The organism is Luteimonas yindakuii (assembly GCF_004803715.2).
In the GTDB taxonomy this organism is placed as follows: Bacteria; Pseudomonadota; Gammaproteobacteria; order Xanthomonadales; family Xanthomonadaceae; genus Luteimonas; species Luteimonas yindakuii.
In genome coordinates this window covers 507461-523080 of sequence record NZ_CP039383.2, presented here as the reverse complement: position 1 = coordinate 523080, position 15620 = coordinate 507461, and the positions used below count along the sequence as shown (strand labels likewise).

General features: G+C 68.7%; 10 protein-coding genes. 2 read left to right on the top strand and 8 right to left on the bottom strand.

The window, feature by feature from the left end; all coding sequences use genetic code 11:
- Positions 1-2: 2 nt before the first annotated feature.
- The 7 genes from E5843_RS02365 to acnD form a co-directional block, all read right to left on the bottom strand.
- A complete protein-coding gene (locus E5843_RS02365) occupies positions 3-1214 on the bottom strand; it encodes an efflux RND transporter periplasmic adaptor subunit (RefSeq protein ID WP_141065625.1) in 1212 nt (403 codons plus the stop codon).
- Between the two features lie 101 nt (positions 1215-1315).
- Positions 1316-3490 (bottom strand): family 1 glycosylhydrolase, encoded by a 2175-nt coding sequence (locus tag E5843_RS02360; protein WP_141065624.1) that lies wholly within the window; start codon positions 3488-3490, stop codon positions 1316-1318.
- 3 nt (positions 3491-3493) lie between these two features.
- The gene (glf, locus tag E5843_RS02355; RefSeq protein WP_136411696.1) at positions 3494-4642 is read right to left on the bottom strand and encodes a UDP-galactopyranose mutase; all 1149 of its coding nucleotides are present in this window, start codon (positions 4640-4642) and stop codon (positions 3494-3496) included.
- The gene (locus E5843_RS02350; protein WP_134675015.1) at positions 4639-5931 is read right to left on the bottom strand and encodes a glycosyltransferase; all 1293 of its coding nucleotides are present in this window, start codon (positions 5929-5931) and stop codon (positions 4639-4641) included. Before E5843_RS02350 ends, glf begins: the two co-directional genes overlap by 4 nt.
- Positions 5932-6175: 244 nt before the next feature.
- Positions 6176-7372, bottom strand: coding sequence for a 2-methylaconitate cis-trans isomerase PrpF (prpF, locus tag E5843_RS02345; RefSeq protein WP_141065622.1), 1197 nt, complete (start codon positions 7370-7372; stop codon positions 6176-6178).
- A 65-nt stretch (positions 7373-7437) separates the two neighbouring features.
- Positions 7438-7905, bottom strand: a complete 468-nt coding sequence (locus E5843_RS02340; protein ID WP_136411693.1) for an SRPBCC family protein — start codon at positions 7903-7905, stop codon at positions 7438-7440.
- Between the two features lie 143 nt (positions 7906-8048).
- Positions 8049-10658 carry a Fe/S-dependent 2-methylisocitrate dehydratase AcnD gene (gene acnD, locus E5843_RS02335; RefSeq protein ID WP_141065621.1) on the bottom strand — a complete coding sequence of 870 codons (2610 nt, stop codon included), beginning with the start codon at positions 10656-10658 and terminating at the stop codon, positions 8049-8051.
- Positions 10659-10869: 211 nt separating this feature from the next.
- Between acnD and queD the strand changes: the two genes are divergently transcribed.
- Both queD and E5843_RS02325 read left to right on the top strand, forming a co-directional pair.
- Positions 10870-11223: a 6-carboxytetrahydropterin synthase QueD gene (gene queD / locus E5843_RS02330; protein ID WP_136411692.1), complete on the top strand. Its 354-nt coding sequence runs from the start codon at positions 10870-10872 to the stop codon at positions 11221-11223.
- A gap of 161 nt (positions 11224-11384) precedes the next feature.
- Positions 11385-11783: a phasin family protein gene (locus E5843_RS02325; RefSeq protein ID WP_141065620.1), complete on the top strand. Its 399-nt coding sequence runs from the start codon at positions 11385-11387 to the stop codon at positions 11781-11783.
- 660 nt (positions 11784-12443) lie between these two features.
- On the opposite strand, the gene E5843_RS02320 is transcribed toward E5843_RS02325, so the two are convergent.
- The gene (locus E5843_RS02320) at positions 12444-15614 is read right to left on the bottom strand and encodes a multidrug efflux RND transporter permease subunit (protein ID WP_141065618.1); all 3171 of its coding nucleotides are present in this window, start codon (positions 15612-15614) and stop codon (positions 12444-12446) included.
- Between the last annotated feature and the right edge of the window lie 6 nt (positions 15615-15620).

Here is a 15620-nt window from a genome sequence, read left to right as displayed (position 1 = left end):
CGTCAGTCGAACGCGACGGGCAACTCACCGCGCGTGGCGTGACCGGCCTGCGGCGCGGGCTGGCCCTCCACGCGCACGCGGGTGCCGTCTTCGGGCACGGCGTCGGCGGCCAGCGCGCCGACGGCCAGCACGCGGTCGCCGGCCTGCAGGCCTTCGAGCACCTCGCTCATCGCCAGCCCGCGCAGGCCCAGGCGCACCGGCGTGCGCTGCACGCGGCCATCGCGCACCCGCAACACGGCGGCGCGGTCGGAACCGTCAGCGTCATCGAGCAGCGCGTCGTTGGGTACCGCCAGCGCGTCGTCGCGGCGGCCGGTGAGGATGGTCACGGTGACGGTCATGTCCTGGCGCACGAAATCGGCGGCGGGATCGATGCGCAGGCGAACGTCGACGGTGCCGCGCGCGGGATCGATGCCCGGCGCGACGTGGTGCACGGTGGCGGCGAACGGGCGAGCGGGAAACGCATCGGCGATGGCGGTCGCGCCCTGCCCCACTTCGATCCGCTCGAGGTTTTTCTCGTCCAGCGGCAGCAGGATCTCGCCGGGCGCATCGGCGGCGATATCCATCAGCACGTCGCCGGGATTTACAGTGTCGCCGGGCTCGACGTTGCGGGTGAGCACGGTGCCGGCGACGGTGGCGCGGATCCGCGAGCGTTCGAGCGCGGCCTCGGCGGCCTGCAGCTGCTCGCGGGCCTGTGCTTCGCGCGCGCCCCCGGCCAGTGCGGCCACGGCCACGCGCGCCTGCTCGGTCGCCGCACGCGCGGCGACGACGGCCTGCGCGGCCTGCTCCACGCTTTCGCGCGAGACCAGCTGGGCCTGGCCAAGTTCGCGGCGACGCACGAGGTCGCGTTCGGCCTGTGCCAGTTCCGCCCGCGCCTGGCGCAGACGTGCCTCGGCATCGGGACGTTCGGCTTCGCGCAATGCGGCGAGTGCCGCGCGGGCCTCGTCACGACGGGCTTCAAGATCCGCCGCGCGCAGCACCACCAGCACATCGCCCGGTTCGACGCGGTCGCCCTCCATCACCCGACGCTCGAGCACCAGCCCGGCGATCTCGGCGCCCACCTGCACCCGCGAAAGCGCTGCAATCCGCCCGGTGGCGACCACCTGCTGCACGAGCGGCCCGGCGACGACGTCATAGCCGGGCAGCACGGGGCCGCGCATGCGCAGCACCGCCCACAGCACCAGCAACAGGACCAGTGCGCCGATTGCGGCAGGCATCCATTTTCGCCGCGGCGATGGCTTCGACATAGGTGGCCCTGGTAGCAAAGCGTCATCGTCACCCGAAGCCCCGGGGCGCCACAACATTGTTGCGGTAGCGCTCAGGTCACGCTGTCACGCACGCAGCGGGCCAACGCGTCATCCAGCGCCGGCATGACCAGCGAACGCTGGCTGCCCAGCGCGCTGTAGGCCGGACGCGGCGCCAGCCAGCCGAACTCCGCAGCCATCCGCCCGCAGACGCCGACGGGATCGGTGGCCGCGGCCTGCGCCGCGCGGTGTGCGAGTTCCAGCCAGGTCACCGGCTCGCCATTGGTGAGGTGCCAGATGCCGGCCTCGCCATCGACCAGCAGGTCGAGGCAGGCATGCACCAGGTCGGGCACATAGGTCGGTGACACGGTGACATCGCTCGCGGCCTCGAACGGCAGGCCCGCGCGCAGTGCACGCAACAGCAGGCAGACGAAGTTGTACTCGTCCCACGGCCCGAAGAACGCACTGGTGCGCACCACCAGCGCATCCGGGTGGCGGTCGAGCACCAGCGCCTCGCCACGGGCCTTGCTGCGGCCGTAGACGTTGAGCGGGGCGATCGCGTCGTCCTCGACATACGGCGCGCCTTGGCGGCCATCGAACACCAGATCACTGGAAAAGGTGACCAGCGCGACGCCGTCGCGCGCGCACGCGCGTGCCAGGGTCGCAGGACCGTCGCTGTTCTCGCGGTAGCAGCGGGCGTGGTCGCGCTCGGCCTCGTCGACGCGCACATAGCCCGCGGCATTGATGATCGCCCACGGCTCGCAACCGTCGAGCGCGCGGCGCACGGCGTCGCCGTCGGCGATGTCGAGTTCGGCACGTGTCAACACGCGATGGGACAACCCGCGTGCCTGGCAGATGCGCGCGAACGCGCCACCCAGGGTGCCGGTGGCACCGGTGATCAGGATCGGCCGCGCCTGCCCCGCCGTGGGCTCTTGCGCATGCGTCGCGGCATGCAGCATGCGCGACGGGCGACGCCACCAGCCCGGCGACGCCAGCACCGGGTGCGACGGCGGCTCGCCGTGGCCGAGTTGCGCCGCCATGCGTGCGAGCGCGGTCGGTCGCAGGCTGCCCCCGCGCACGTCGAACACGCCGCTCTCGTAATAGTCGCGGCATTCGGTCAGCAGGCAGTCCCAGTCATGGCTGCCCAGCAACGCCCACAGCGTGATCGCGCGCAGGTCGATGCCTGCGTCGCGCGCCCGGCAGGCGCCCCGCCAGATCTCGTCCAGCCAGCGCAGCTGTTCCTCGCGATGCCCACCCAGGTGGACCTCGGTGATCGCGATCGGGATCCGGTAGCGGTCCCAGGCCTCCTGCAGCAGTGTCTCGATACCCGGCGGCGACACATCGAGCATGCGCACCGCCTCCACGTCTACATAGCGCTCGCGCCCGTTGCCTCCGTGCAGCGCGGCGGGATACCGCTCGATCGCGTCGTCCAGATAGCGCTGGCTGGTGACGTAGTAATTGGCGCCGATAAGATCGGGCGGGCACGGGTTGCCGGTGAACCACGCGATGTCCTCCGCGCCTGCACCACAGCAGCCGCGCAACCAGCCGTGCAAGGGATGCGTGGCGTCCACGCGTCCGCACAGAAGGTCCCATGCCAGCCAACGCAGGTGGTTGTTGAACTCGGCCTGGTGGGCCAGCGATGGCACCGACCAGGTCCGGCCGAGGTCGTCGGTCTGCACCAGGCGGGCGTCTGGGCGGACCCGGCGGATCGCGCGCATCGCAAGCACCGTGGCGCGGCATTCGTTGCGCAGCACCTGCCAGAAGATCGCGGGATCTCGGCCGTGCGGTGCCCAGCATCCGTACAGGCCGCTGAAACGTGCCGTGGTAAGCGGCTCGTTGACGGGGGTCCAGTCGCGCACCCATGGGTAGCGTTGCGCGACGGCGGCGGCATAGACGGCGAATTTCTCACCGAAATCCGCATCGACCAGACTGGTGGCGGCCGGCCCGCCACCGTGGTGCAGGAGGCCGACGATCGGCTCGATGTCCAGCTCCCGCAGTCGCGCGAGGCAGGCATCGGGCCACGACCAGTCGGCGCTGGCGAGGCCGTCCGGCGCGACCTGCTCCCACAGCACGGGCTGGCGCAGCGCACGCATGCCGAGGCTGGCGAACGTGTCCAGGTCGTCGGCACGGACCATATGGCCGTTACGCTGCAACTGGCTGAACCAGGCATCGCCTACGCGGTTGATGGTGCATTCCACCCCGCCCCACAGCGCGATGCCGCACATCCCCGTGTCCGGGGCAACAGACATGGCTCAGGCCGTCGCCGCCGGCACCGCCGAGGGTGCCGCGACCCGCGTGGCGAGGCCCAGCTTCTCTTCGACGTACTCGGCAGCCTTCAATGCCGCGCCCACGCACTGGTCCATGTTGTAGTAGCGGTACTGCGCCAGCCGGCCAACGAACGTCACCCCGGGCTCTTCCAGCGCGAGTGCCTCGTAGCGTTTGAAGAGCTGTTCGTTCTCCGGCCGCGGCACCGGGTAATAGGGCTCGCCCTCGGCCTGCGGATACTCGCGCACAATCGACGTGCCCGCATGTTCCTGTCCGGTGATGTGCTTGAACTCGGTGATGCGGGTGTAGGCGTGGTCGTTGGGATAGTTGACGGTGCCGACGTCCTGGTAGCGCTGCGTGTCGGTCAAGTGCTCGTGCTCGAAGCGCAGCGACCGGTACGGCAACGCGCCGAAGCGATGCTGGTAGTAGGCGTCCACCGGCCCGGTGTAGACCAGGTGCCGCGCCTTGAGCCGCTCGCGTTCGGCGAAGAAGTCCACGCCGGTCTCCACCCGGATATGCGCGTGGTCGAGGATGCGCTCGAACATCCGCGTGTAGCCGTCGACCGGCATCGCCTGGTAGGTATCGGTGAAGTAGCGGTCGTCGTGGTTGGTGCGGGTCGGAATGCGCGCGGCAACCGACGCCGCGAGCTCGGACGGATCCAGCCCCCACTGCTTGCGCGTGTAGCCACGGAAGAACTTCTCGTAGAGGTCGCGGCCGACCGCGTTCACCACCACGTCCTCGCTGGTGCGGATCGGATCACGCGGCTCGCGCACACCATCGAAGAAGTCCTGGATGGTGGTCTCGTCCAGGGACATCCCGTAGAGCCGGTTGACGGTGTCGATGTTGATCGGAAGCGGCACCAGCCTGCCGTCCACGCGCGCCAGCACGCGGTGCTCGTACGGCCGCCAGGCGGTGAACTGCGACAGGTATTCGAAGATGCGTGCGCTGTTGGTGTGGAAGATATGCGGCCCATACGGATGTACGAGCACGCCATGGGCATCGGTGCGGTCATGGGCATTGCCACCGATGTGGTCGCGACGGTCCACGACCAGCACCTGCAGCCCGCGCTCGGCGAGCTGGCGTGCCACCACGGCGCCGGAGAACCCGGCACCGACCACGAGGACGTCGGTCTTCATTGGGCACCCGCGTGCAGGGCCCGCACCGGCATCACCGCGCCCAGCAGTTCGCTGCGCATGGTGGCCACGGTGGAATCCCAGGACGCATCCATCGCGCGGGCGATGCCTTCGCGCAACAGTGTCGGGTCAGCACCGTCGATGGCACGCCGGACCGCGTCGAGGAACTCCTCGGTGGAGTACGCGACATCCACCACCGGGGTGAAGTTGCGCACCACGTCGGCCACTGCGGTGGACACCACCGGCTTGCCGGTCGCCATGTATTCCAGCGTCTTGGTCGGGTTGATGTAGCGGGTGGCGTCGTTGAGCGCGAACGGCATCAGGCAGACATCGAAGCCCTTCACCAGCGCCGGCAGCGCCTCGTAGGGCTGCTGGCCCAGCCAGTGGATGTTGGGGAGGTCCGGCAGGTCGGCGCGCTCGACCTTGGCCAGCGGACCGGCCATCACCACGGATGCGTCCGGATTCGCGAGTGCCAGCGCCTCGATCAGCGCGTAGTCCAGGCGCTCGTCGATAACGCCGACATAGCCGAGGATCGGCCCGGGCAGGTCGGCGACGCTCGCAGGCACCTCCGTGGAGGCCAGTCGCGCGCGACCGAAATGGCCGACATCGACGCCACAGCCGTGGAAATAGACGGTGGGATGGTGGCGCGCCTTCGCCTCATACAGCTGGTAGCCGCCGGTGAAGACGACGTCGGCGCGCGACAGCAGGTAGCGCTCGCGCGCGACGATGTCGGGCGGTGCGAAGCGGAAGTTCGCCAGCTCGTCCATGCAGTCGTAGACGATGCCGCGCGAGCCGAAACGGCCCAGCAGCATCGGCGCGCTCATCGGCGAATAGAACCACTGCACCGGATTGGCGAAGCGTCCGGCGAGCAGCGGGTGACGCAGCAGCGCCTGCTCGATCAACGGAATCAGCAACCGCCACTGCGCATCCGTATCGGCTGGTGCATCGTGCGGCAGGCGCGGCACCAGGCGCACCACGTTCGCATAGGGCTCGGTGATATCGAGATGCGCGTCGCCGTCGCCGGGCAACGGATCCTCGACGAACAGCACCGGATGCTCCGCGGCCAGCCGCGAGAACAGCTGTTGTGGACGCTGCCAGACGAAATCCCAGCGGAGGTGGCAATGCACCATCAGCGGAAAGCGGCGGCTGATGTCCGGGCTGGCGGGTTTCGTGACCGGCTGCAGGGCGTTACTGCCTCCACCGCGGGCCACAGCTGCATGGGCGGACACGCCCTGCGAACCATCCAGCCTGCCTACGCTGTGCGTGTACTGCCCATCAATTGCCCTGCCCATGTCGTTGTCGCCTCGGTGTTGGAGACCGAGTGTTCGCGCTCGCCACCTCGCGGCAGGGTGAAGACGAATGTAATTCGTGTTCAGCGCAGTGAAAGCCAGCGCGCAACTGTGTGCGATCGACAGGGCCATCAACGACGTTGCCGTGAAGGCCGGTGCAGTCGCGGGCTGCGGCGCGCATGCAGTTGCGAGGCGTCGCGGCAGCCCCATGCGCAGAAAGCACGACTTCCAATAGCCGCGATCGCGATCAGTCCGATGTTGCGGAAGGTGTGGGCACGCGCACCATGCCTTCCATCAGCACGCGCGCACTGCGGCTCATCACCGCCTTGGTCACCTCCCAGTTGCCATCCACGCGCGCCGCCTCCGCGCCCACGCGCAGGGTGCCCGAAGGATGGCCGAAGCGGACCGCGCTGCGTTCGCCACCCCCGGCGGCACTGTTCACCAGCGTGCCCGGAACCGCCGCGGCAGTCGCAATGGCGACCGCGGCAGTGCCCATCATCGCGTGATGCAGCTTGCCCATCGACATCGCGCGCACGTTGAGGTCGATGTCGGCCGCGGCGACCCGCCTGCCGCTCGATGCGACGTAGTCGGCGCGCGCCGCGACGAAGGCCACCTTCGGCGTGTGCTGGCGCGTGGCCGCTTCCTGCGCATCGCCGATCAACCCCATCTTCAATGCACCGGCGACGCGGATCGCTTCCAGCCGCGCAAGCGCATCGGGATCACCATTCACGGCCGGCTGCAGTTCGGTGCCGGTGTAGCCGATGTCGGCGGCATTGACGAACACCGTCGGGATGCCGGCGGTGATCATCGTCGCCTGCAGCGGACCGACACCGGGCACTTCGAGCGTGTCGACCACATTGCCGGTGGGAAACAACGCGCCGCCGCCCTCGCCTTCGTCGGACGGATCGATGAACTCCAGCACGATCTCGGCGGCGGGAAAGGTCACACCGTCGAGCTCGAAATCGCCGGTTTCCTGCACTTCGCCGTTCGCGACCGGCACATGGCAGACGATGGTCTTGCCGATATTGGCCTGCCAGATGCGCACCGCGAACACGCCGTCGCGCGGAAGGCGCGCGGGATCGATGAAGCCATTGGCGATCGCGAACGGACCGACCGCGGTACTGAGGTTGCCGCAGTTGCCCGACCAGTCGACGAAGGCCGAGTCGATCGAGACCTGGCCGTAGAGATAGTCGACATCGTGATCCGGCACCGACGCGGGCGCGATGATCACGCACTTGCTGGTCGACGAGGTCGCCCCGCCCATGCCATCGGTGTGCTTGCCATAGGGATCGGGTGAACCGATCACCCGCATCAGCAGCGCATCGCGCGCCGCGCCCGGCATGCGCGCGGCTTCGGGCAGGTCATCCAGGCGGAAGAACACGCCCTTGGAGGTGCCGCCTCGCATGTAGGTGGCGGGGATGCGAAGCTGGGGCAGGTGGGTCATGGTGGTCGGTGTCCGGGATAACCAGGACGTATTGTCCCATCGGATGCCGGTGACCGCCCGGCGACTCAGGGGCCGTCGGGAATTTCCGGTTCGACCAGTCGGGCCAGCTGGTCCAGCGATTCCTGCCAGCCCTGGTAGCACATGTCGACCGGAATCGCGTCGGGAATGCCCTCCTGCACGATCCGCAGCCCGGTGCCGGCGATGCTCTTCTCCAGCTCCACGGTCACCCGCATCTCGCCGGGCAGTCCGGGGCTCTCGAAGCGGTCGGTGTAACCGATCCGTTCGTACTCCACGAGCTCGGTGTAGGTGCCGCCGAACGCGTGGCTGGCGCCGGTGCCGAAGTTGGTGAACGACATGCGGTAGCCACCGCCCACGCGCGCGTCCATGGAGTGGACCCGGCCGGTGAAACCATGCGGCGGCAGCCACTTGGCCATCGCATCGGGATCGAGGAAGGCCCTGTAGACGCGTTCGGGCGGTGCGCGCAGGACGCGGTGGAGGCGGACGGTGCCGGTCGGCGTGCTGTCACTGGACATGATCGATCTCCTCTGGTGGATGCATCGATACCGCGAACAACTGCCCCCGCCCGCCTCTATCAGGCGGGACCGTCCGTCGCGCCGTCCGGGTCGGCTGTACCGACCCGGCGCGCCCTGTGGCGGACCTGCGCGGATGCCCTCGCTCAGGCCGCCTTCGCCGAAGCGAGGAAGTCCTGCGCGAAACGCTGCAGCACGCCGCCGGCCTCGTAGACCTCGACGTCCTCGTCGGAATCCAGACGGCAGGTCACCGGCACTTCGACGGTCTCGCCGTTGCGGCGGTGGATCACCAGCGTCAGCGTGGCGCCCGGCGCGCGGGTGCCGATCACGTCGAACGTCTCGCTGCCGTCGATGCCGAGCGTCAGCCGCGTGGTGCCCGGCTTGAACTCAAGCGGCAGCACGCCCATGCCGACCAGGTTGGTGCGGTGGATGCGCTCGAAACCCTCGGCGACGATCGCCTCCACGCCCGCCAGCCGCACGCCCTTGGCTGCCCAGTCGCGCGACGAGCCCTGGCCGTAGTCGGCGCCGGCGATGATCACCAGCGGCTGCTTGCGCTGCATGTAGGTCTCGATCACTTCCCACATGCGCATGACCTTGCCTTCCGGCTCCAGCCGCGCCAAGGAGCCCTGCTTCACAACGCCGTCGACCACCGCCATCTCGTTGATGAGCTTGGGATTGGCGAAGGTGGCGCGCTGCGCAGTGAGGTGGTCGCCGCGATGGGTGGCGTAGGAGTTGAAGTCCTCCTCCGGCACGCCCATCGACGCCAGGTATTCACCGGCCGCGCTGTCGCGCAGGATCGCGTTCGACGGCGACAGGTGATCGGTGGTGATGTTGTCGCCCAGCACCGCCAGCGCACGCATGCCGGCCAGCGTGCGCTCGCCGGCGAGCGCGCCTTCCCAGTACGGCGGGCGGCGGATGTAGGTCGACATCGGCCGCCAGTCGTACAGCGGCGGCACCTTCGGCCCGCTGTCGACCTGCAGCTTGAACATCGGCCCGTACACCTGGCGGAACTGCTCCGGCTTGACGCTGGCCTTGACCACCGCGTCGATCTCGGCGTCGCTGGGCCACAGGTCCTTGAGCGTCACCGGATGGCCGTCGGCATCGATACCCAGCACGTCCTTCTCGATGTCGAAACGCACGGTGCCGGCGATCGCATACGCGATCACCAGCGGCGGCGAGGCCAGGAAGGCCTGCTTGGCATACGGATGGATGCGGCCGTCGAAGTTGCGGTTGCCCGACAGCACCGCGGTCGCATACAGGTCGCGGTCGATGATCTCCTGCTGGATCGCGGGATCCAGCGCGCCGCTCATGCCATTGCAGGTGGTGCAGGCGAAGCCGACGATGCCGAAGCCCAGCGCTTCGAGTTCCGGCAACAGGCCGCTTTCCTGCAGATACAGCTCGACCGCCTTCGAACCCGGCGCGAGCGAGGTTTTCACCCACGGCTTGCGCACGAGTCCGCGCGCGTTGGCGTTGCGCGCCAGCAGGCCGGCGGCGATCACGTTGCGCGGGTTGGAGGTGTTGGTGCAGCTGGTGATGGCGGCGATGATCACCGCGCCATCGGGCATCAGGCCCTGCGCTTCCTGCGCACGCGCGCCTTCGAGATCCACCGCGATGCCGCGCTCCGCCAGTGCCGAGGTCGGCAGCCGGCGGTGCGGATTCGACGGCCCGGCCATGTTGCGCACCACGCTCGACAGGTCGAAGCGCAGCACGCGCTCGTACCGCACGTCGCGCAGGTCGTCGGCCCACAGGCCGGCGGTCCTCGCATAGGTCTCCACCAGCGCGACCTGCTGGTCCTCGCGGCCGGTCAGGCGCAGGTAGTCCAGGGTCTGCTCGTCGATGTAGAACATCGCCGCGGTGGCGCCGTATTCCGGGCACATGTTCGAGATCGTCGCGCGGTCGCCGATGGTCAGCGCCGAGGCCCCTTCGCCGAAGAACTCGAGATAAGCACCGACCACGCGCTCCGCGCGCAGGAATTCGGTCAGCGCCAGCACCACGTCGGTGGCGGTGATGCCGGGGCCCGGGCGTCCGGTGAGTTCGACGCCGACGATGTCGGGCAGGCGCATCCACGAGGCGCGGCCGAGCATGACGTTCTCGGCTTCCAGCCCGCCGACGCCGATCGCGATCACGCCGAGCGCGTCGACGTGCGGGGTGTGGCTGTCGGTGCCGACGCAGGTGTCCGGGAAGGCGACGCTGTCGCGCACGTAGACCACCGGCGACATCTTCTCCAGGTTGATCTGGTGCATGATCCCGTTGCCCGGCGGGATCACCTCCACGTTGCGGAACGCATGCCGCGTCCACTCGATGAAGTCGAAGCGGTCGGCGTTGCGGCGATCCTCGATCTCGCGGTTGCGGGTGAACGCATCGGGGTCGAAGCCGCCGCACTCCACTGCCAGCGAGTGGTCGACGATCAGCTGCACCGGCACCACCGGATTGACCTGTGCCGGATCGCCACCCTGCTCGGCGATCGCATCGCGCAGGCCGGCGAGGTCCACCAGCGCGGTCTGGCCGAGGATGTCGTGGCAGACCACGCGCACCGGCCACCACGGGAAATCGAGGTCGCGGCGGCGCTCGACGAGCTGCACCAGGTAGTCGCGCAACTGTGCCGGGTCCGCGCAGCGCACCAGGTTTTCCGCATGCACGCGCGCCGTGTAGGGCAGACCGGCCCACGCGCCGGGCTGGATCGCCTCGATCGCCTCGCGGGCATCGAAGTACGCGAGCGGGGTGCCGGGAAGCGGCTTGCGGTACGGGTTGTTCATGACGACTCCGGAAGGCGGACCCTGCGGGAGCACGGCCGGGGCACCCGGCTTGGACCGGAGCGCGCGGCGGCATCATCACAGGTGGATACGGGGGATTTTAGCCCGTGCAGCCGGAACCGCCGGCGACCGTGCGACCGCGCGCGCCCTTGAGCGGCGCGGCGCGCGATGCGCGGCCGCGGTATCCTGCCGCGCCGTCTGACAGCGCGCCCGCATGGACATCTTCAAGGTCTTCACCGTTGAGGCGGCCCACCGCCTGCCCAACGTGCCCGACGGGCACAAGTGCGCGCGCCTGCACGGCCATTCGTTCCGCATCGAGATCCACGTCAGCGGCGAGCCGGGCGCCGACAGCGGCTGGATCATGGACTTCGCCGACCTCAAGGCGGCGTTCCGCCCGCTGTACGACCAGCTCGACCACCACTATCTCAACGACGTCGAAGGGCTGGAGAACCCGACCAGCGAGCGGCTGGCGCTGTGGATCTGGGAGCGTCTCAAGCCCCGCCTACCATTGCTGAGGGAGGTCGTGGTCCACGAGACCTGCACCTCCGGCTGCCGTTATCGGGGCTGAGCCGACGCAGGTACCGGCGCTGCTGCAGGCTTCCGCGGCCATTCCCGCCGGCTGAACCAACCCTATGGGCGGACGAAACTGGTTTGTTGCAATGCAACATCGATCGGGTTATGCTGCACCGCACAACCGGCGCCCCTGCCGGCAACAGCAGGATGTCGATCATGAATACGATCAATGAGCAGTTCACCAACGCCACCCGCCAGTACGCGGACACCGCAGCCCAGGTCAACCAGCTGGCGCTGCAGAACGTCCAGAACGTCTTCGGCCTGCAGCTGAGCACGCTCGAGACCAATGCCCGCGCCGCGTTCGCCTTCTGGAGCGAGCTGGTCGAGGCCCGCGACCCGGACGCGGTGCGCAATCTGTGGCCGAAGGGCGTGCAGGTCGCGCGCGAGAACGTCGAGCGCACCATCGGTGCCGGCCAGGAAGCCTTCGCCCGCACCGTGCAGGCCAACGAGGCCATCGGCCAGATCGCCAAGGGCCAGCTCGAGTCGGCCAGCGCGCAGGCCCAGGCCACCGTGCAGACGGCCGCCCGCCAGGCCGGCAAGTCCAGCAAGGCCTGAACCGGCTGACCGGCGCACCACGCCGGTCGCGTGACAGCTGAAGACCCGGCCGCCCTGCGGCCGGGTCTTTCTGTTCGTGCGCGGCGGTCAGTAGGCATCGCCTGTATCAGGCTCTCGCTCCGGTGGTCGGCGAACGAACGGGAAGAAGCGGCCTCCTTTCCACTCCCGGCACGCTGGGCACCGGAGTCCGGGCGGCCCACCACGGCCACAGGGGGATGCCCAGCCGGATATCTCCGCGTCCTGCTACCACATCCGGCCGCCGACCATCCATGGCCGGCTCTGGACATCCCCCTGCGTCCGCGGCGGGCTCCGAGCTGTCGGGGAGTCGGGACGAAGGTCAACGCCCAGAACTGTCAGGGCGTCATGGCCGGCGACCCTGCGGCAACCGCTGTTGCTCTTCGTGCCGAAGCCGACGAACGCCCGAGCACGTCACGTGCACCGGGGGGTGTGCGGACAGCCGGCCACGGATGGCCGGCGGCCGGCCGTGGTAGCTGGACGCGGACTTCGGCCCGGAGCACACCCCGCGGTGCGCGCGACGGGCATCGTGGACACGAAGGAGGCACTCACGACGAGTGCACTGCATGCCTTCGCCCCGAGTCTGCAGAGAACCAGAAAAAAGCCCCGCCATTGGCGGGGCTTTTCGATGGGATCGGCGCACAGTCAAACCGCTGCGTTGGACTCCGCGTGGTGCTTCGCCTGCATCGCGCGCGACGGCTCGTCGAGTTTGTCGCCGAGCACGCGGCGCACGACCACGAAGAACAGCGGGATGAACAACAGGCCGAGGAAGGTGGCGAACAGCATGCCGCCGATCACGCCGGTGCCCAGTGCGTGGCGGGCATTGGCACCGGCGCCGGTCGACAATGCCATCGGCGCCACGCCCATGACGAAGGCGAACGAGGTCATCAGGATCGGGCGGAAGCGCAGCCGTGCGGCCTCGATCACCGCCTCGCCCAGCTTCTTGCCTTCCCCGAGCTGCTGCACCGCGAACTCGACGATGAGGATTGCGTTCTTCGCCGCCAGGCCGATCACCGTGATCATGCCGATCTTGAAGAAGATGTCGTTGGACAGCCCCGGCCGCAGCATGGTGAACACCACCGCGCCGAGGATGCCCAGCGGCACGATCAGCAGCACCGCGACCGGGATCGACCAGCTCTCGTACAGCGCTGCGAGCGCCAGGAACACCACCACCACCGACAGCACCAGCAGCAGCGTGGCGGTGTTGCCGGCGATGATCTCCTGGTACGACATGCCCGCCCAGTCGTAGCCGAAGCCGGCCGGAAGTTCGTTGTCGACGATGTCCTCCATCGCCTGCATCGCCTCGCCCGAGCTGCGCCCCGGCGCCGCACCGCCGACGATGTTGACCGCGGCGTAGCCGTTGTAACGGGTCAGCGACGGCGTGCTGGTGATCCACTGCGCATCGACCACGTTGGACAGCGGGATCATCGCCCGGCCGCCGTCCTCGCCTGGCTGCGCGGCCGGGGTGTAAAACCGGTTGAGCGAGCCGGGATCGGTGCGGTACGGCGCGTCGGCGCGCATGTTGACGCGGCGGATGCGTCCGTCCGAGAAGTAGTCGTTGACGTACACCGGCGCCAGCATCAGCTGTATCGCGTTGTAGATGTCACCCACCGACAGCCCCATCGCCTGGGCCTGCACGCGGTCGACCGTGAGCCTGAGCTGGGGTGCGTCCTCGAGCGTGTTCGGGCGCACGCCCTGCAGCAGGTCCGGCTGCTGCGCGGCCGCGCCCAGCAGCTGGTTGCGCGCGGCCTGCAACGCATCGCGTCCGGCGCCGGCACGGTCCTGCAGGTACATGTCGAAGCCGCCGAACTGCCCCAGGCCCTGGATGGTCGGCAGGTTGACCACGAAGATCTGCGCGTCGCGGATGCCATACAGCGCGCCGTTCGCCTGCTGCAGGAAGTCGTTGACGGTGCCCTCGCGCTCGCCCCAGTCGGTGAGCTTGATGAAGGCCATACCGACGTTCTCGCCTTGGCCGACGAAGCTGAAGCCGGCCACCTGCATCATGCTCTCGTAGCCGGGCAGCTGTTCCAGCGTCGCACGCACGTCCTCAAACACCGCCTGCGTGCGCTGCAGGGTGGCACCCGGCGGCAGCTGCACGATGGCCATCGCATAGCCCTGGTCCTCTTCGGGCACGAAGCTCGACGGCAGCCGGGTGAACAGCAGCCCGGCGAGCGCCACGATCACCACGAACACCAGCATCCACTTCGGCGCATGGCGTACCGCCCCGGTGATATGGCGCACGTACACGCCGCTGGTCTTCTCGTAGTAGCGGTTGAAGGTGCGGAACACGACGTTCTGCTTCTTCTCGCCCTGCTCGTGCTGCTTGAGGAAGGTCGCGCACAGCGCCGGGGTGAAGCCCAGTGCCAGGAATGCCGAGAAGCCCATCGAGATGGCGATGGTGATCGCGAACTGCTTGTAGATCTCGCCCGAGGCGCCGCCCTGCAGAGCACTGGGGATGAACACCGCCGCCAGCACCACGGTGATGGCCACCACCGCGCCGGTGATCTGCCCCATCGCCTTGATGGTCGCCTCGCGTGGCGGCAGGTGTTCCTCGGCCATGATGCGTTCGACGTTCTCGATCACGATGATGGCGTCGTCGACGACGATGCCGATCGACAGCACCATCGCGAACAGCGTCAGCTGGTTGACGGTGAAACCCAGCAACGACAGGCCGAGGAAGGTGCCGAGCAGCGCGACCGGGATCACCAGCGTCGGGATGATGGTCGCGCGCAGGTTCTGCAGGAACAGCAGCATCACCAGGAACACCAGCACCACTGCTTCCAGCAGCGTCACCATCACTTCCTTGATCGACATGGTGACGAAGGTGGTGCTGTCGAACGGGCTGAACCACTCCACGCCCTCGGGGAAGCTGGTCGCCAGTTCGTCCATGCGCGAGGTGACCGCCTCGGCCACGGTGAGCGCGTTGGCACCGGGCAACAGCTGGATCGCGAACGCGCCCGTGGGCACACCGTTGAAGCGGGTATCGAAGCCGTAGCCGGAGGCACCGACCTCGAGCCGGGCGACATCGCGCAGGCGCACGGTGGAGCCGTCGGCGTCGGCGCGCAGGATGATGTTCTCGAACTCCTCCGGCGACGCGAAGCGCCCTTCCGCCGAGACCGTGGCGGTGAAGCCCTGGCCCGCTGGGGCGGGATCGGCACCGATCGAACCGGCGGCGAACTGCACGTTCTGCGACCGCACCGCCGCCAGCACCTCGCTGGCCGACAGCCCGAAGCCCTGCAGGCGCTCCGGGTTGAGCCAGACGTTCATGGCGTACTCGGAGCCGAACTGCTGGGTGCTGCCGACGCCGGGCACGCGCGCGATCTGCTCCAGAACGCTGGCGCCGATCATGTTGTTGAGCGAATTGCGATCGATCGCGGGATTGCTCGACCGCAGCGCCACCACCATCAGGAAGCCCGAGTTGGCCTTCGCCACCACCACGCCCTGCTGGGTGACCTGGGTGGGCAGGCGCGGCGTCGCCAGCGCGACCTTGTTCTGCACCTGCACCTGGGCGATGTCCGGGTCGGTGCCGGTCTGGAAGGTCAGGGTGATGCTGGCACGGCCCGACGAGCTCGAGCTCGAGCTGAAGTACAGCAGGTTGTCGATGCCGGTGAGCTGCTGCTCGATGACCTGGGTCACCGCCTGCTCGGTGGTGCGCGCATCGGCGCCGGGGTACGAGGCGCCCACGGTGACCTGCGGCGGCGCCACGTTCGGGTACGACTCCACGCCCATGTTGAGCACGGCGATCAGCCCCGACAGCGAGATCAGGATCGAGATGACCCAGGCGAAGACCGGGTGGTTGATGAAGAACTTGGGCATGAGCGG